The 16449-nt window shown below is 75.3% G+C and carries 13 protein-coding genes; 7 read left to right on the top strand and 6 right to left on the bottom strand.

The genetic code is table 11. From position 1 onward, the window contains the following. Window positions 1–59: 59 nt before the first annotated feature. The 5 genes from G339_RS0101500 to G339_RS0101480 are packed head-to-tail and all read left to right on the top strand — an operon-like array spanning window position 60 to window position 6992. On the top strand, window positions 60–542 hold the full coding sequence (locus G339_RS0101500) for a hypothetical protein (protein WP_019629305.1): 483 nt from the start codon (window positions 60–62) through the stop codon (window positions 540–542). After that, entirely contained in the window at window positions 542–1924 is a 1383-nt protein-coding gene (locus G339_RS0101495) for a hypothetical protein (protein ID WP_019629304.1), read from the top strand. Before G339_RS0101500 ends, G339_RS0101495 begins: the two co-directional genes overlap by 1 nt. Then, complete coding sequence (locus G339_RS0101490; protein ID WP_026341048.1) at window positions 1921–3177, top strand: vWA domain-containing protein; 1257 nt, start codon at window positions 1921–1923, stop codon at window positions 3175–3177. The genes G339_RS0101495 and G339_RS0101490 overlap by 4 nt, the downstream gene beginning before the upstream one ends. Before the next feature lie 12 nt (window positions 3178–3189). Then, complete coding sequence (locus tag G339_RS0101485; RefSeq protein WP_019629302.1) at window positions 3190–4302, top strand: ATP-binding protein; 1113 nt, start codon at window positions 3190–3192, stop codon at window positions 4300–4302. Continuing rightward, entirely contained in the window at window positions 4299–6992 is a 2694-nt protein-coding gene (locus G339_RS0101480) for a DUF5682 family protein (protein WP_019629301.1), read from the top strand. Before G339_RS0101485 ends, G339_RS0101480 begins: the two co-directional genes overlap by 4 nt. A 15-nt stretch (window positions 6993–7007) precedes the next feature. On the opposite strand, the gene G339_RS0101475 is transcribed toward G339_RS0101480, so the two are convergent. The 3 genes from G339_RS0101475 to G339_RS0101465 form a co-directional block, all read right to left on the bottom strand. Further along, a complete protein-coding gene (locus tag G339_RS0101475; protein ID WP_019629300.1) occupies window positions 7008–7238 on the bottom strand; it encodes a hypothetical protein in 231 nt (76 codons plus the stop codon). Between the two features lie 79 nt (window positions 7239–7317). Then, a complete protein-coding gene (locus tag G339_RS0101470) occupies window positions 7318–8769 on the bottom strand; it encodes an MFS transporter (RefSeq protein WP_019629299.1) in 1452 nt (483 codons plus the stop codon). After that, window positions 8766–9359: a hemerythrin domain-containing protein gene (locus G339_RS0101465; RefSeq protein ID WP_019629298.1), complete on the bottom strand. Its 594-nt coding sequence runs from the start codon at window positions 9357–9359 to the stop codon at window positions 8766–8768. Before G339_RS0101465 ends, G339_RS0101470 begins: the two co-directional genes overlap by 4 nt. A 180-nt stretch (window positions 9360–9539) precedes the next feature. Between G339_RS0101465 and sigJ the strand changes: the two genes are divergently transcribed. Then, complete coding sequence (gene sigJ / locus G339_RS0101460) at window positions 9540–10427, top strand: RNA polymerase sigma factor SigJ (RefSeq protein WP_019629297.1); 888 nt, start codon at window positions 9540–9542, stop codon at window positions 10425–10427. Between the two features lie 21 nt (window positions 10428–10448). Here the strand turns inward: sigJ and G339_RS0101455 are convergent, their stop codons facing one another. Genes G339_RS0101455 through G339_RS0101445 form a run of 3 tightly spaced genes read right to left on the bottom strand, consistent with a single transcriptional unit; the run spans window position 10449 to window position 14825 of the window. Further along, on the bottom strand, window positions 10449–11450 hold the full coding sequence (locus tag G339_RS0101455; protein ID WP_019629296.1) for a zinc-binding alcohol dehydrogenase family protein: 1002 nt from the start codon (window positions 11448–11450) through the stop codon (window positions 10449–10451). A 44-nt stretch (window positions 11451–11494) separates the two neighbouring features. Continuing rightward, window positions 11495–13324: a serine/threonine-protein kinase gene (locus G339_RS36295; RefSeq protein WP_157407236.1), complete on the bottom strand. Its 1830-nt coding sequence runs from the start codon at window positions 13322–13324 to the stop codon at window positions 11495–11497. Window positions 13325–13343: 19 nt separating this feature from the next. Further along, window positions 13344–14825 (bottom strand): DUF4407 domain-containing protein, encoded by a 1482-nt coding sequence (locus G339_RS0101445; RefSeq protein ID WP_019629295.1) that lies wholly within the window; start codon window positions 14823–14825, stop codon window positions 13344–13346. 227 nt (window positions 14826–15052) lie between these two features. Here G339_RS0101445 and G339_RS0101435 point away from each other — a divergent pair, with 227 nt between their 5' ends. Then, window positions 15053–16441, top strand: coding sequence for a hypothetical protein (locus tag G339_RS0101435; protein WP_019629294.1), 1389 nt, complete (start codon window positions 15053–15055; stop codon window positions 16439–16441). Window positions 16442–16449 lie beyond the last annotated feature (8 nt).

Raw genomic sequence — 16449 nt, 5'->3', positions numbered from 1 at the left:
GCCCCGCTAGCGTTCGCCGCGTTGAATCCGCTGGTTCGAGGTGGGGTGGTCTGCCCGTCATGGTCGATCGGTCGTGGGAGCGGCGCAGCGCGGTGCGGGTCGTGCCGCCCGCGCGGGCGCGCAAGCTCGCGAAGGTCCCGTTCGTGGAGCTGGCGGACGGCCGGCTCCAGGGGGTCGTGTCGAGCGGGTCGGACGTCGCGCGGGTGTACGTGTCGTCCGTCGCGGCGGCGACGCACGCGTTCAGTTGCAGCACCAACAACAACCGGCCCTGCGGCGGGCTCGGCGCGGGCTATCTGTGCAAGCACCTCCAGGCGCTCGTCAAGGAGGCCGTGCTGCAGTACGGGCTGGAGCGCGTCGCCCGGTACCTGAAGGCCGACGTCGGCGAGGGCGACGACCTGGTGGACCGGCTCGACGGGGTCAAGGAGCAGGCGCCCGCCGCGGCGGTGTTCAGCCGGTTCCTGCGGCACCTCGGCTATCTGGAACTGCCCGTGACGGCGGGGCCCGTCCCGGAGGCGCACTGGTTCCCGGCGGGGGCGAGCTGATGCGGGGCGCGCAGATCGCGGCGCTGGCGGACGCGCCGGACGGCGTCGCCGAGGCGCTGGCCGCGGTGGACGGCTTCGACGACGCGCTCGTCCACGGCCTCGCCCGGCTGGACGAGGAGCGCGAGGCGGCGCTCGCGGCGCTGGCCGGGGCGGTCGGCGCGACGCCGCTCGGCGGCGCGGCGGCGGACGCGGCCGCGAAGGTCACCGCCGGTTCCGTCGCCGAGGACGCGCTGGCCGCGCTGGCGGGCGGCCGCGCGGCGGTGCTCGGCGCGGTCCACGACGCGCTGCTGGCGAGCGCGGACGAGGCGCTGGGCCGGGAGCGCGCCGCCTGGGACGCCGACGCGGCGACCGGCGACGCGCACGCCAACCTGCTCGGCGGCTGCCGCGCGTGGCTGACGGAGTTGGCCGTCACCGGCTGGCGCGGCGTCGACCACGACCTGGTGTCCGGCGCGGACCGGACCGTCGAGGCGGTGCTGGCGGAACCGGCGCTGCGGCGGCTCGGCGTCCTGCTCGACGGGCTGGCCGGGGAGCTGCGGGCGTCGTGCCCGGTGGGGACGCTGGAGCGGCTGCCCGTCCGCCGGTGGGCCGACCTGTGGACGCGGGCGGTGCTGCTCGCGGCGCGCGGCCCGTGGTCGGCGGCGGCGGCACGGGCGGTGTCGGGGCGGCTGCTGCCGCTGGGCGTGGACGTCCACGAGCATCCGACGGCGGTGGGCGTCGAGGTCCACGCGATCCTGGAGGAATCGGGCGGGTCGTCGCGGCTCGTGCGGACGTCCCTGCTCGCGCCCAAGACCGACACGATCGTCGGCCCGGCCGTGTGGCGGCTGCTCGCCGGGTTCCCGGTACTGCTCGGCGCGCTCGCGGAGCGGCGCGGGCTCGTCGTGACGGACCTGCCGCTGACGCCCGGCGGCGATCTGATCTGGGACGACGAGCGCGCGGCGGCGGGCGATCCGGCGGACCCGTTCGTCACGGCGCGCGTCGGGCTGGCGGCGGCGCTGGCCCCGCCCGTCCCGCCGCTGGACCGGCATCCGGTGCGGATCTCCGAGCCGGTGCTGCTGGAGGGCTACCGCGTGAAGGACGGCCGGTTCGAGCTGGACGGGCAGTCGCTCGCGGTGGAGACCGACCGGCTCCCGGCGGCGGGCCCGCTGACGGAAGCGCTGGTCAAGGCGTCGTCGGTGTGCATCGGGCTGCTGCGCTCGGATGCGGGCGGCTGGTCGGTGCGGCCCCTCGCCGTGCGGGCGACCGTCCGCAAGGCCCCCGTCGAGGCGCACAACGGCGACTGGGCGCTCGGCCCCACGGACCCGAAGGTCCAGAAGGCCGAGGCGAAGGCCGGGGACTCGGTCGCGGTCCTGCGGGAGCGCGCGGGAAGGCTGCTGCGGGCATGAGCGACGATAACCGGAGGCAGGTGCTGTACTGGCGGCTGCTGGCGCGCCTGTTCGACGCGGAGGAGCAGCCGTCGCTGGAGGCATCGAGCGTCGCGGTCCTGGACGATCTCGGGCTGCCCGCCGCGCTGCTCGATCCGGGCGTCTCGGTGGACAACGTCGTCCAGCGGCATCCGGAGCTGGCGGCGGAGTTCGCGGCGCTGAGCGGCGAGGACGACGCGGACCTGCGCGTCCGGCGCGCGGCGCTGGCGTCGAAGCTGCTGCTCAACGCGTTCGCGACGGGCTCCGGCAGCGTCAGCGCGACGCAGCTCGCGGGCTGGCAGCAGGACGCGCGCTGGCTGACCTCGGCGTTCGGCGGGGGCGGCGGCCTGTCGGGCACGCTCGCGCGGGTCGAGGGCGAGCTGGTGTCGCGGATGCGGCTGCGCGAGGTCCTGGCGGACCCGGCGCTGGCGTCGCGGCTGACGCCGAGCATGTCGCTGGTCGAGCAGCTGCTGCGCGACAAGTCGAACCTTTCGGGCGTCGCGCTCGCCAACGCGAAGGCGCTGATCCGCCGCTACGTGGACGACGTCGCGCAGGTGCTCCGCACGCAGGTGCAGCAGACGAGCGCGGGCGCGGTCGACCGGTCCGTCCCGCCCAAGCGCGTCTTCCGCAACCTCGACCTGGACCGGACGATCTGGAAGAACCTCACCAACTGGGACCCGGAGGCCGAGCGGCTGTACGTCGACCGCCTCTTCTACAAGCACACGGCCAAGCGCACGACGCCCGCCCGGCTCATCGTCGTGGTGGACCAGTCCGGCTCGATGGTCGACTCGATGGTGAACTGCACGATCCTGGCGTCCATCTTCGCGGGCCTGCCGAAGGTGGACGTCCACCTCATCGCCTACGACACGCGCGCGCTGGACCTGACGCCGTGGGTCCACGACCCGTTCGAGGTGCTGCTGCGGACGAAGCTCGGCGGCGGCAACGACGGACCGGTCGCGATGGCGATGGCCCGGCCGAAGATCGCGGACCCGAAGAACACCGTCCTGGTGTGGATCTCGGACTTCTACGAGTTCGACAGGTCCCAGCCGCTGTTCGAGGGCATCGAGGCCGTCCACCGCTCCGGCGTCCGGTTCATCCCGGTCGGGTCGGTGAACAGCTCGGGCCGCCAGGAGGTCAACCCCTGGTTCCGCCAGCGCTTCAAGGCGCTCGGCACGCCCCTGATCTCGGGGCACATCAACAAACTCGTGACCGAACTCAAGAACTTCCTCGGCTAAGGAGACACTGCGATGACCGACGAGATGCTGCGCGCCCCCGCCGAGGTCAAGTACGCCGAGGAACTGGCGTACCTGGAGTCGGTCGACGACGCGCCCCGCCCGTTCTCGTGGCGGCTCAGCCCGCGCATGGTGCGGATCTTCGTGCTCGGGTCCGAGCGGGCCGACGGGCTGGACCGGGAGATCCCGCAGAAGTGGTTCGGCGACCGCAGTTTCGTGGAGCGGAGCATCGTCACGCTCGCGTCCGACCGGGGCCTGCTGCTCATCGGCGACCCCGGCACCGGGAAGAGCTGGCTGGCCGAGCTGCTGTCGGCGGCGATCTCGGGGAACTCGACGCTGGTCGTCCAGGGGACGGCCGGGACCACCGAGGACCACGTCAAGTACTCGTGGAACGTCTCGATGGTGATCGCCAAAGGGCAGTCGCGGGAGTCGATGATCCCGTCCCCGATCATGACGGCGATGGAGCGCGGCGTGATCGGCCGGTTCGAGGAGCTGACGCGCTCCACCAGCGACGTCCAGGACGCGCTGATCTCGATCCTGTCAGAGAAGTACGTGTCCATCCCCGAACTGGACGACGACAACATCGTCTTCGCCAAGCCGGGCTTCTCGATCATCGCGACGGCCAACAGCCGCGACCGGGGCGTCAACGACCTGTCGTCGGCGCTGAAGCGGCGGTTCAACTTCGTGCGCATCCCGGTGGTGACGAGCAAGAAGAGCGAGGCGGAGATCGTCCGGTTCCGGACGGCGGAGCTGCTGCGGCGGCACCGCATCGAGGTGGAGCTGCCGCCGAGCCTGCTGGACATCCTGCTGGAGAGCTTCGCCGACCTGCGGGCCGCGTCCGCCGCCGCGACGGGCGACGACGACAAGCTGGAGTCGGCGCTGTCCACGGCCGAGCAGATCGGCGTGCTGGAGGACGCGATCCTGCACAGCCGGTTCTTCGGCGACGGCGCGCTGACGGCGCGGACGCTCGGCGGGTCGCTGGTCGGGTCGCTGGTGCGGCGCGCGCCCGAGGACCTGGCGATCATGAACAAGTTCTGGCACGGCGTCGTGGAGCCGCGCGGGAAGGACGACGCGCCGTGGCAGGAGTTCCTGGAGGGCGGCCGGGACGCGCTCGGGACGCTGTCGTGAGCCCGTTCGCCGCGCTCCGGGAACGGCTGCTCGACGCCGCCGGGGCCGTCGCGGGCGGGGCGGTGCCGGAGATCCTCGCGGGCATGGTGGACGACGTCGACCGGGCGCTCGCGGAGGAACTGGAGGTCTTCCCGGTCTGCCACCACTCCCCCGCGTCCGCGCTGGCGATGGCGCGGCGGCTGCGGGAGAAGCGGCCGAAGGTCGTCTACCTGGAGCTGTGCGAGGACCTCGCGCCGCTGCTGGAGGAACTGCGGCACTGCAAGCTGCCGGTGGCGTTGCAGGCTTTCGCGTCCGAGCTGGACGGGCATCCGGCGGACTGGGGGCCGCTGAGCGTCGTCGCGCCGATCACCGAGGCTTCGGCGGAGTACCAGGCCATCGCGTACGCGCTGGAGACGCCGGGCGTGGAGCTGGTCCCGGTGGACCGGTCGGCGGACCACGTGTTCCAGTGGACGCCGCGCGAGCCCGCCGAATCGTCGGCGGACGAGGCCGGGCTGCACGGCGACGCGGTCGGCGTCGAGATCGGCGACCTGCGGCCCGGGTTCGCCGAACTGGAGGAGCACCTGCTGCGGCACGGGCGGGTGCGGCACTGGTCCGAGTGGTGGGACCAGTACGTCGAGCAGCCGCTGTCGGGCGCGGACTACACGACGTACCGGCAGGTCATGGTCATGATCGGCAGCCTGTTCCGGCGGCTGCGGCCGGACGGCGACGACGGCCGCCGCAACGAGGACCGCGAGCGGTACATGTGGACGCGGATGCGCGAGCACCTGGCCGCGTCCGGCACCGACCCGGGCGACTGCCTGTACGTGTGCGGGGCGTACCACGCGGCGAGCCGCGTCGAGCAGTTCGGGAGCGGTTCGACGGCCGCGTTCGAGGTGTCGCCGCGCACGGGGACGCGGTGGCTGTACGGGCTGATCCCGTCGAGCCACTCGGCGATCGAGGCGCAGTTCGGGCTCGCGCCGGGCTCGGTGTCGATCGCCGCCGCGACGTGGCAGAAGGCGCTGCGGCGGGCGCGCGTCAAGCCGTTCCGGCTGGACGGGTCGCCGGACACCGCGCGCGCGAAACCCGCGCCGGCCGCGCCCGTCGCGGACCGGCTGACCGCGTTCCTGGAGCGGCCTCCCGCGCTGGACGGGCTGGACGAGGCGGAACTGCTCGGCTGGAGCGTCGACATCGTCCGGCTGGCCCGCCGCAACGGGTACCCGGCGAGCACCGCCGACGCCATCGCGGTGTTCGAGACGTCGATCCTGCTCGCCGGGATGCGGGACCGGGCGCGGCCGACGCCGTACGACTTCCAGGACGCGGCCGTCACCTGCATCGAGAAGGACGTCGTGCCGGGCCGCCGCGACGTGCGGCGGCTCTGCGAGATCCTGCTCGGCGGCGACCGGATCGGGCAGGTCGGATACGCCGCGCTGCCGCCGCTGGCCCGGGACGTCCTGGACCGGCTGGAACCGCTCGGCCTCGATCTGAAGGCCCGGACGATCCAGCGCGCCCTGCTCGACCTCAACGCCGACCCTGATCTGCGGCCGTGCTCGGACCTGCTGTGGATGCTGCGGCGGCTGCTGCCGGGCGACGCGGTGCGGCCGATCATGGGCGCGCGGCGGCTCGGCGAGGAGCCGGTGCAGGAGAGCTGGGACCTGGCGATCGGCCGCAACCAGCGGGCGCTCGTGGAGCTGGGGTACGAGGGCGTGACGGTCGAGCAGGTGCTGGAGGGGCGGCTGCGGCGGTCCGTCCACGCGCCCGGGGCGACGGCCGCGACGGCGCTGGCGGCCGTCGAGGACGCGCTGCTGTACCTCAAGGGCCGCCGGTTCGCCGACGAGCTGGGCGCGCGCGGGACGGACCTGCTCGCCGCCGAGCGCACCGTGGACGACGCGCCGGACGTCCTGCGCCGCGCCCGGCGGCTGCTCGCGCACTTCCGCGCGACCGAGCCCGCGCTGCCGCCGTGGTGCGAGCGGTTCGTCACGACCGGGTACGCGCAGTACTGCACGCTGCTGCCGACCGCGTTCGCCGACGAGGACACCGGGGTCCGGCAGGTCGCGGCGATGCTCGGGTTCCTGTTCGGGATGGAGGGGCTGGCGCTGTCGCTCGGCTGCGACCGGGCGCAGCTCGAACTGGCCGTCCGGCAGTCGCATCCCGAGGCGCCCGCCAAGGTCGCGCTGCAGTGGGTCGCGCGGTACCAGGTGGGGCTGCTGTCGCGGGACGAGCTGCGGGCGCGGTGCGACGCGCTGCTGGACAACCCGCTGACCGTGCCGGTGTTCCCGCAGTACCTGAGCGGGTTCGTGCAGGCGCTGGAGGCCGCGCCCGCGCTCGCGCCGGTCGTGGTGGAGGTGATCTCCAAGGCGTTCGGGCGGCTGCCCGACGACGTGCTGCTGCCGTGGCTGCCCGTGCTGATCACGACGCTGCGGGACCAGGCGGCGGACCTGGTGCCGGTGCTGGTGCGCGAGGCGGGCCGGACGTTCCCGGCGGGCCTTCCGGCGCTGGACGCGTGGACGCCGCCCTGGGAACGCCGCCCGGCGGCCGCGCCGGTCGCCGTCTCGGGACCTGCGGCGGGCCTGTTGTCGGAGCATCCCGCGACGGCGGACGCGGTGGCGGCGCTCCTGGGCGTGGCGACGACCCCGCCCGCGTCCACGGCGCTCCCCCTCCTGACGACGCACCCCGCGTCGGCCGAGGCGATAGCGACACTGCTCGGCACCTGACCTGCGCGGGCGTGGTCAGCCGCGTTGTTGGGTTCGGTATTCGGGGCCCATGTCGGGGTCGGAGGGGACCTCGTGGACGAGTTCCGCGCCGTCCAGGAGGGTGCGCAGGATCGGGCGGGCCGCGTCGGCGTCCATTCCGGCGCGCGCGGCGACGTCCTGGACGAAGCCGGGGCGGCCCTCGGCCTCCAGTTCGACGACGGCGGTGTAGAGCTTCTGCTGCTGCGGGCTCAGATCGTTGATGCGCATGTCAGAGGCCCTTCCCGCCGGGGGCGGGCTTCAATGATGCGCGCGGGCGGCCCCGGCGCGGGGCCGCCCGCGCGGGCGGTCAGGCGACGGGTTCCGGGGCCGCCTCGGGGGCGGGGGCCTCGGCGGAGCTGCGGGTGTTGCTCGTCCACAGGGCGACGACGGCCGCCGCGACGAGCGCCAGGCAGCAGGCCAGCAGGGCGCGCTGGAATCCGCCGGTCAGCGCCTCGGGCGCGGGCGCGTGCCGGGCGAACAGGTCGCCGGTGCGAGCCGTCGCGAGCGCCGAGAAGATCGCCAGCCCGAGCGCGCCGCCGAGCTGCTGGGACGCGTTGAGCAGCGCCGCCGCGAGCCCGGCCCGCTCGGCGGGCACGCCCGCGTTCGCGGCGGACGTCACGGCGACGAACACCGCGCCGAGCCCGAGCGACGCGACGACGGTGCCGGGGAGCAGGTCGCGGACGTACGTCCCGTCCGCCGGAATCCGGGAGAGCCAGAACAGCCCGGCCGCCGCGACGACGAGCCCGCCGATGATCAGCGGCCGCGTCCCGACGCGGGAGATGAGCCGCGAGGAGATCCCGGCGGAGATCCCGCCGCCCACGCACAGCGGCAGGTACGCCGACCCGGTCTGCATGGGCGTGTAGCCGAGGACGTTCTCCATGTAGAGGCTGAGGAAGAAGAACATCGACCCGAATCCGGCGAGCGTGACGAGCTGGGTGACGTCCGCCGCCGCGAGCCCCCTGATCCGGAACAGCGACAGCGGCAGCAGCGGCGCGCGGACCAGCGACTCGTTCACGGCGAACAGGGCGAGCAGCGCCAGCGAGCCGCCGAGCCCGGCAATGGTGCGGGTCGCGGACCAGCCGACGTCCGGGGCCTTGACCAGCGTGTAGACGAGCAGCAGCATCCCGCCCGTCACGAGCGCGGAGCCGAGCGCGTCGAAGCCCTGCGGCCGCCGCGCCGGGCCGTCCCGCTCGACGAGCGCGAACACGCCGACCAGCGCCAGGACGCTGACCGGCGGATTCACCAGCATCACCCACCGCCAGCCGGGCCCGTCGGTGAGCAGCCCGCCGAGCAGCACCCCGGCGGCGGACGCGAGCCCGGCGACGCCGCCCCACACGCCGAGCGCGCGGTCCCGGTCGGAGCCCTCGCGGAACGCGGTGGTGAGGATGGACAGCGCGGCGGGCAGCATCAGCGCCGCGCCGACGCCCTGCGCGAGCCGCGCGCCGACGAGGACGCCCGCGCTGCCGGCGAGGCCCCCGGCCAGCGACGACGCGGCGAACAGGACCGTCCCGGCGACCAGGACGCGGCGGCGGCCGAGCAGGTCGGCCAGCCGCCCGCCGAGCAGCATGAACCCGCCGTAGGCGAGCAGGTAGCCGCTCGGCACCCATTGCAGGCTCTGGACGGAGAAGTGCAGGTCGGCGCGCATGGCGGGCAGCGCGACGTTGACGATCGAGGCGTCGATGAAGTCGAGGAACGCGATGACGCACAGCAGGGCGAGGGTGAGCTTCCCGCGTCCGGTGGCGAGGAACGACGGGTTCATCGGACGGCCTCCCGGGCGGCGTAGGACGGCCGCAGCACCGCGCGGTACAGGACGCGGGCGGGCGGCGGGAGCGTGCCGAGGACGGCCCGGCGCGTCGGGGCGTCCGCGCCGTCGAGGACCCACGGCAGGAACGTCGCGATGCCCGCGCCGAGCCGCCGCCGCTGCTCATCGCCGAACGCGCGCCACTCGCCGGGCGTCAGATGCTCCTGGACGAGCGGGAGCGCCTGCTCCTCCTCGTGGTCGCAGTGGTCGGTGAGGGCGGCGGCGAGCCGGTCGGCGTGCTCGGCCAGGTCGGGCGGGGGTTCGGCGGCGGCGAGCGCGCCGGCCGCCGCGCCGAGCAGGACGGTGAGCCCGGCGTGCTCGGCCTCCATCCGGTCCAGGACGGTTGCGCCGGGGCCGCCCGCGACACGGTCGCGCAGGATCGGCCACAGATGCGTGTCCTCGGCGGTGTGGTGGATGTGCAGGAAGCGGGTGAGGCGCGGCCAGACCGCGCGGGCCGAGCGCGGCTCGCGCCGGGCCAGGGCGGCGAGGCGGTCGGCGTCCCGCTGGAAGGCGTCGTGGACGGCGTACATCATCGAGGTGTCGATCATGCGGGTTGTCCTCATCGGTTCGCGGAGCACGGGCCGGTGGACCCGTGACGCCAATGGAGAGGGGACGCGCGGCCGGGAACGTGACACGTTGAGGGACACGTCACATTCGCGGCTTCCGATGTCACATTCCGGGGCGCGCCGCCCCTCTTGTCAGCGAGGCACGACCCCAGGGAGGCGCCCATGACCGTCGACGACACCGCCGTCGAGGCGTTCGCCGCGCACCGCGAGCTGCTGTTCTCGGTCGTCTACAACCTGCTCGGCAGCGTCGCCGACACCGAGGACGTGCTGCAGGACGCGTGGCTGGCGTGGGCGGCGCGGTGCTCCGCGCCCGGCGCGGCGGAGATCGGGAACCCGCGCGCGTACCTGGTGCGGGTCGCGGTGAACACGGCGCTGGCGCGGCAGTCGAGCGTCCACCGGCGGCGGGAGACCTATGTCGGGCCGTGGCTGCCGGAGCCGGTCGTCACCGGGGACGACACCGCCGAGCGCGTCGAGGCGGTGTCGATGGCGCTGCTGGTGGTGCTGGAGACGCTGACGCCGCTGGAGCGGGCTGTGTTCGTCCTCAACGAGGTGTTCGGCTACGCGCACGCGGAGATCGCGGAGATCCTGGAGCGGTCCCCGTCGGCGGTGCGGCAGCTCGCGCACCGGGCGCGCGAGCACGTCCGGGCGCGGCGGCCCCGGTACTCGACGGACCGGCGGCTCCAGCGGCGGGTGACCGAGCGGTTCATCGCGGCGGCGCTCGGCGGGGACCTGGCGGCGCTGCTGGAACTGCTCGCGCCGGACGTCGTGCTGTGGTCGGACGGCGGCGGCAAGGCGCGGTCGGCGCTGCGGCCGGTGCGGGGGCGCGGGAACGTCGCGCGGGTCATCGCGGGCGTCGCCGCGCGGCGCGTCGCCGAGGACGTGGACGTCCGGTACCGCACCGTCAACGGCGACCCCTCGGCGGTGCTGTTCGACCACGACGCGCCGTTCGCGGTCATGGTGCTGGACCTGAGCGAGGACGGCTCGACGGTCGCGGGCGTCTACACGGTCCTCAACCCCGACAAGCTCAACGGCGTCACCGAGGACCCCTGACCCCGCAGGACGCGGCCGTCGTCAGTCCGTGGTGAGGACGGCGGCGCCGGGGAAGCGGCCCGCCTTGAGGTCCTGAAGGGCTTCTTGGGCGGATTCGAGGGGGTACGTGCGGGTCGTGGCGCGGACGTCGTGGCGGGCGGCGAGGGCCAGGAACTCGCGGCCGTCCTCGCGGGTGTTCGACGTGACCGTGCGCAGTTCGCGCTCGTAGAAGAGGTCGCGTTCGTAGTTCAGCGGCGGGACGTCGCTCAGGTGGATACCCGCGACGGCCAGGACGCCGCCGCGGTCGAGGGCCTGGAGGGCGACCGGGACGAGTTCGCCGGCGGGCGCGAAGAGGATCGCCGCGTCCAGCGGCTCCGGCGGGGCGTCGTAGGCGTCGCGGGCCGACGCGGCGCCGAGCGAGAGGGCGAGTTCCCGCGCCGCGTCGCCGCGCGTGAGGACGTGGACCGTCGCGCCCTCGGCCAGCGCGACCTGCGCGCACAGGTGGGCGCTGCCGCCGAAGCCGTACAGGCCGAGCCGCCCGCCCGGCGGCAGTGACGCGCGGCGCAGCGCGTGGTGCCCGATGATGCCCGCGCACAGCAGCGGCGCGAGCGCGACGTCGCCGATCTCCGCGGGCAGCCGGTAGGCGAACGCCGCCGGGACGGTCGTGTACTCGGCGTACCCGCCGTCCGCGTCCCAGCCGGTGTACCGCGACGCCGGGCACAGGTTCTCCGCGCCCCGGCGGCAGTACCGGCAGGTCCCGTCGGTGTGCCGGAGCCACGCGACGCCCACGCGGTCGCCTTCCGCGAACCCGGCCGCGCCCGGGCCGAGCCCCGCGACCTCGCCCACGACCTCGTGGCCCGGCGTCACGCGCGGTTTGCGAACGGGCAGGTCGCCCTCCGCGACGTGCAGGTCCGTGCGGCACACGCCGCACGCCCGCACGCGCACCAGCAGCTCGCCCGGCCCCGGCTCGGGCGCCGGCCGCTCGACGAGCCGCAGCGGCCCGTCCTCGATCGGCCCCGGCTCCACGACCTCCCACGCCCGCATGCGCGCCCCCTCGGTGTCGTCCTCGTCCGGGTACGTACCCCGCGTCAGAGGTGGCGCAGCACCTGGGTGCGGACGGGGCCGCTCAGCCCGGCCAGCAGCCGGTCGCCGCGCCCGCCCGCCGACGCCCGCACGATCGCCGCGACCGTGTCGGACGGGACGTAGCCGAGCACCGCGCACGCCTGCCGCACCGCCATCGCGTCCACGATCCGCGCGGCGGCGGGGACCGGGAGCGCGCCGAGGACGGCCGCCGCCGCGCGCAGGTCCGTCCCGCCGAGGACGCGGGCGGCGTCGCGGGGCGGCATCGCGGCGGCGAGCGCGCCCGCCCCGGCCTCGCTCAGGTAGCCGAACGCGCGGGCGGTGTGCGTCGTGGACAGCATCCGGACGACGTGGGCGGCGCGGTCCGGCCAGGGTGCCATCGCGTCCAGGAGGACGGCCGCCGTCCGGGGGCCCGACACGGCCAGGACCTGCGCGGCGGTCTCGCCGGGCAGCGCGAGCAGGACGGGACCGGCGGCCGGGCCGAGCCCCGCGAGGACGTCCCGGACGACGGCGGGCGGGCGGCGGCGCAGCTCGGCGGCGGCGTCGGCGGGCGGCAGGCCCCGCACGGCCCGCGCGATCCGGCCCGCGTCGGGCGACGGGCCGGGGACGCGGGGCGCCGGCGCGGCGCGCGTGGGTTCGTCGCGCCCGCCCGGATCGCGCGCCGACAGCCCCCGGCGCGGCGCGCGCCCGGCCGCGCGGTCGTCGGACGAACGACGGTCGCGCGCCGAGGGACGGTCGGACGCCGGGCCGGGGGCGCGATCGGCCGGGCGGTCGGAGGCGCGGTCGGACGGGTGGCCCGAAGCACGATCAGACGCACGGTCCGGCGCGCGGCGGTCCGGCGTCCGGTCCGCGGGCGCGCGGCGGTCGGCCGGGCGGTCGGAGGCGCGGTCGGGCGCGCGCCGGTCCGGCGCGTAGGCGTCCTGCGCGTACGGGTCGGGCGCGTAGGGATCAGGCGCGTAAGGGTCAGGCGGCCGGTATCCGGGCCCGCGCCGGTCCGGCCGTCCGTGGTCGGGGAGGGTGCGGGGGCGTGCCGTGAGGGCCGCGCGGAGTGCCGCGTCCAGTTCCGGTGCGCGCAGCCGCGCGTCCGGGTCGCGTTCCAGCAGCCCCGCGACGGCGTCCGCGAGCGGCCCCGGCCGGGCCGGGCGCGGCACCGGCCCGCTCATGATCGCCCAGATCGTCGCGGCGGCGTCCTCCCCGCCCGGCCGGAACGGCGACCGCCCCTCCAGCGCGTAGAACAGCGTGACCCCGAGCGACCACAGGTCGGACGGCGGCCCGACCGCCTCGCCCCGGATGCGTTCGGGCGCCATGTACTCCAACGTGCCGAGGACGGTGTTCGCGGCCGTCAGCGCCGTCGCGCCGCTGATGTGCGCGATGCCGAAGTCGACCAGGTACGCGAGCCCGGCCCCGTCGAGCAGGATGTTCGCGGGCTTGACGTCGCGGTGCAGCACCCCGGCCCCGTGCGCGGCGGTCAGCGCGCGCAGCACGCGCAGCCCGATGCGGGCGACGCTGTACTCGTCCTGCGGCTCCTGCGCGACGAGATCGGCCAGCGAAGGCCCGGAAAGGTAACGCATCACCAGCCACGGATCGTCCCGCTCGACGAACACGTCGTAGATCTGGACGATCGCCGGGTCCTCCGCCTGGGCGAGCGCGCGCGCCTCGCGGAGCGCCCGCGCGCGCCGCTCGGCGAGGTCCGGCCCCGACAGGTGGTGCGTCAGCTCCTTGAGCGCGACGGTCCGGCCGAGGACGGTGTCCTCGGCCGACCACACGCTGCCCATCCCGCCGGTGCCGAGCCGGTCCAGCAGCCGGTACCGGCCGTTGAGCAGCCGATCGCGTCCCACGCGTTCCACCACGGGCGGCTCAGTACGGGTCGTTGTCGGGGTACAGCTCGATGCCGCCCGAGTCGCCGGACAGGTCGTCGTCGCGGTCGGCGCGGCCCGCGTCCATCGCGCGCAGCGCCGTGTCGTCGGGCGAGATCGGCTCCTCGGCGGGCGGCGCGCTGTCGTACCGCGTCGCGGTGCCGTTCATCCGCTCCGCGGGCCGGGCGGGCGGCGCGGGCCGCGGCACGTCGAAACCGCGCGGCCCGGCCGGGTCGGTCTCGTCCCACGGCTCCTGGACGCGCGTCGGCCGCTCGGGCTCGGCCGCGGCCTTCTCGGCGTCGGCGGCGGGCGCGGCGGGATCGGGCGCGTCGCGGTCGCGCGTCCAGATGTCGCGCACCGACGACGCGGCGTGCCCGCCGTGCGCGGTCGGGACGGGGCTGAGGCTGTCCCGCGCGTCCTGGTACTCGCGCCGCGCCGCCAGCGCGAGGACGCGCTCGTAGTTCCCCGGCTTCTGCATCAGCTTCACCGACACCGGCAGGCACTCGATGACGAGGAACAGCAGGAACAGCAGCAGCCGCGCGCCGTTCAGCGTGAGGTCCTTGCCGGACGCCTGGTCGAGCGCCTGAAGGCGGATGAGCAGGCCGCCGTCCGCCTTGTTCTCGGCGTCGAACGCGCGCTGCAGGTCGGCCTGCCGCCGGACGGCCGCGTCCAGTTGCTCCTGGAGTTTCGGCAGGTCCTGCTTGGCCTGGTCGACGCGCGCCCGCTTGGACTGCTCGTCGTCGGACGAGAGCTGCTTCTTGCGCGCGTCGATCTGCGCGTTGAGATCGTTGACGCGGCCCTGCGCCTCGTCGTACGCCTTCTTACTGGCCTGCGCGAGCGGGCCGTCGCCCTTGCGCGGGCAGTTCGCGCCGCCGTAGAGCTGGCACTGCCATTCTTTATAGAGCTTCGTGGTTTCCTGCTGCTGTTTGTCCCGTTCGGCGGTGAGGGCCTTGACCTTCGGATCGGTCGCCGGATCGACCGGGACGTCCCCGTTGCTGTCGACCACCTTCTGCCGCGCGGCGACCTGCCCGCGCAGCGACACGACCTGCTTGCCGATCTCCCCGTCCCGCTGGCGGGCCTGGAAGTCGTCCGCGCGGTGCTGCTTGATCTCGGTGATCTGCGCGTCGATCTCGGACTTGAAGATCTGGAGCACCAGCGGCGTCGAGACGACGAACCCCAGCAGCAGCGCCAGGAGAATGCGCGGGACCGCGAGCCGCCACCGCCGCGCCCCGTCCGCGGGGATCGACGTCACCAGCCAGCGGTCCAGGCTCATGATCGCCAGACCCCACGCCGCCGCGGGCACCACCGAGACCACGGCGTTCAGCCCGACCGCCGTCGTCAGCGCGAACCACATCGACAGGGCCGCGAGCGAGCTGGTGATGAGCACGGCGCCGCCGATGCCCTCGAATTTCCCGCGCTCGGTCGGGCACTTGTCGAGGATCTCCGGTCTGGCCCCGGAAAGGTTGATCAGGAAGCCCTTCATCCATTCCCCTCCAGGAAACAGGGGCCGCGCGGCCGGTTCCACCCTAGACGCGCCCCGAGCACCGCCGAGGGGCCGCGCTGACCGGGACGATAGGGATGGCCATGTCCGGCCATTGTGTGTCATCCGCCACAGACCCCCGGAGGATAATTCGGTAACTGGTGGACCGTGCGGACGGTCAGGCTTTCGCGCGTTCGGAAATCACCCGCGTCAAGGGAGGACGACCGTCGTTGATCGAACCCGACGAGGTCCGCAAGGCCGCGGCCGCCGCCATCGCGGACCTGAGCGGGGAGCGTCCGCTGCTCGTCGCCGACCTCGCCGCCGAGGGGCTCGTCCGCTGGGACCTGCACCGCGACGCCGCCGACACCCCGCGCGGCCGGTCCCGGCCCGTCATCCCGTGGGACGAACTGGCCACCGATGACGCGCTGCTGCGCGCCGTCCGGACGCCCCGGCCCACCGGGCTGCTGCTCGTCAACACCTTCCCCGAGGGCGCGCGCGGCGCCGCCGCCCTCGACGCGCTGCGCGCCGCCCACCCGCACGCCGTCGCCGTCAGCAGCGACGTGCGGCTCGGCGAACTGCTCCGCGACGTCATCGCCCACACGCCGCTGACCCGCTGGTACGACCTGGTGACGCTCAACCCCACCCCCGAGGGGCGGCTCGGCCTCGGCACGCGGCAGCTCTTCCCGGTCGGCGCGCGGCGCGGCGACTCCAACCCGCTCGCGGTGGACGTGGAGGTCGCCGACGAGCACGGCACCGTCCTCGCCGTCGTCGCGTCCGGCAAGGAGCGGCGGTACTCCCTCGTCAAGAAGGACGCGGTGCGGCTCGCGCCCGGCCGGTACACCCTGGACGCCGAGCTGCGCGGGCCCGGCCGGGTCCGGTTCCGGCTGCCCGACGCCGACGCTGCCGTCGTCCCCGACGAGCGGGAGTGGGAGGCGCTCGTCGCGTCCGTCCCCGACCGGATGCCGCCGCGCGTCACCGCCGCGCACCTCGTCGTCGCCGTCGAGCAGGGCGACGGCGACGAGCGCGACGCCGACCGCCTCGCCCGCGCCGAGCAGGTCGTCGCCAGCGCCGCCGACGACCTGCGCGACCGGCTGCGGGTGTCCGTCCTCACCTACGGCCCGCACGCGTTCGAGCGGCGCGCGCCCGACGAGCCCGTCGCCGTCCGGATCTGGGAGGGCGGCGCGGCGCGGGCGCTGGAGGCGCTGGACGCCGCCGCGCACAGCGACCCGCCGCCGCGCGGCTACCCGCGCGCGGCCGCGCTGGAGTGCGCGCTCACCGAGGTCGCGCGGCGGCTCGGGCCGCCCGGCCGGGACGTCCGCACGGCGGTGCTCGCGCTCGGCGCGCGGCCGCCGTTCCCGCCGCGCGTCCACCCGTCGGAGATCCTGCCGTGCCCCGCCCGCAACGACTGGGCGCGCGCGCTCGGGACGCTGCGGACCTACCCCGGGATCGCGTTCGGCGCGATCCACGACCGGCCCGAGGAGGCCGACGACGTCTGGCGGCAGCTCGGCCGCGACGCCCCCGCCCCGCTCGCGGCCGTGGACGCGCGGCGGCTGGCCGCGTCGCTGGGCCTGGCGCCCGCCGCCGCGCAGCGCCTTCCGTTCCCCATCGGGACGCCCTGAGGCGGTCC

Source organism: Actinomadura atramentaria DSM 43919 (genome assembly GCF_000381885.1).
Taxonomy (GTDB): Bacteria; Actinomycetota; Actinomycetes; order Streptosporangiales; family Streptosporangiaceae; genus Spirillospora; species Spirillospora atramentaria.
Note: the sequence above shows the minus strand (reverse complement) of the source record. Positions and strands in the feature narration are given on the sequence as shown.

What these genes read in the sequence shown, in the direction of transcription:
- G339_RS0101500 (WP_019629305.1), top strand. Translation starts at nt 60, where the DNA reads ATGGTCGATCGGTCGTGGGAGCGGCGCAGCGCGGTGCGGGTCGTGCCG.
- G339_RS0101495 (WP_019629304.1), top strand. Translation starts at nt 542, where the DNA reads ATGCGGGGCGCGCAGATCGCGGCGCTGGCGGACGCGCCGGACGGCGTC.
- G339_RS0101490 (WP_026341048.1), top strand. Translation starts at nt 1,921, where the DNA reads ATGAGCGACGATAACCGGAGGCAGGTGCTGTACTGGCGGCTGCTGGCG.
- G339_RS0101485 (WP_019629302.1), top strand. Translation starts at nt 3,190, where the DNA reads ATGACCGACGAGATGCTGCGCGCCCCCGCCGAGGTCAAGTACGCCGAG.
- G339_RS0101475 (WP_019629300.1), bottom strand. Translation starts at nt 7,238, where the DNA reads ATGCGCATCAACGATCTGAGCCCGCAGCAGCAGAAGCTCTACACCGCC.
- G339_RS0101470 (WP_019629299.1), bottom strand. Translation starts at nt 8,769, where the DNA reads ATGAACCCGTCGTTCCTCGCCACCGGACGCGGGAAGCTCACCCTCGCC.
- G339_RS0101465 (WP_019629298.1), bottom strand. Translation starts at nt 9,359, where the DNA reads ATGATCGACACCTCGATGATGTACGCCGTCCACGACGCCTTCCAGCGG.
- sigJ (WP_019629297.1), top strand. Translation starts at nt 9,540, where the DNA reads ATGACCGTCGACGACACCGCCGTCGAGGCGTTCGCCGCGCACCGCGAG.
- G339_RS0101455 (WP_019629296.1), bottom strand. Translation starts at nt 11,450, where the DNA reads ATGCGGGCGTGGGAGGTCGTGGAGCCGGGGCCGATCGAGGACGGGCCG.
- G339_RS0101445 (WP_019629295.1), bottom strand. Translation starts at nt 14,825, where the DNA reads ATGAAGGGCTTCCTGATCAACCTTTCCGGGGCCAGACCGGAGATCCTC.